The sequence below is a fragment of the Pseudoalteromonas sp. SIMBA_162 genome (assembly GCF_046535955.1).
Taxonomy (GTDB): domain Bacteria; phylum Pseudomonadota; class Gammaproteobacteria; order Enterobacterales; family Alteromonadaceae; genus Pseudoalteromonas; species Pseudoalteromonas marina.
Genome location: NZ_JAWJBQ010001432.1, coordinates 1 through 208, shown reverse-complemented (window position 1 = coordinate 208; position 208 = coordinate 1). Strand labels below are relative to the sequence as shown.

Sequence of the window (208 nt, the reverse complement as noted above, 5' to 3'; positions counted from 1 at the left end):
GATGGAGCAGCCTGGTAGCTCGTCGGGCTCATAACCCGAAGGTCGTCGGTTCAAATCCGGCTCCCGCAACCAATTTCTTAAATTGGACGCCACGTTGTAATGTAAGCAACGTTAAATAAGTATGCATATTTCAGGCGCGGGATGGAGCAGCCTGGTAGCTCGTCGGGCTCATAACCCGAAGGTCGTCGGTTCAAATCCGGCTCCCGCA

1 tRNA gene is annotated in these 208 nt (G+C 53.8%); it reads left to right on the top strand.

The annotated features are described in order from the left end of the window. Positions 1 to 135 precede the first annotated feature (135 nt). Positions 136 to 208 (top strand) — tRNA-Met (locus R0J88_RS24335).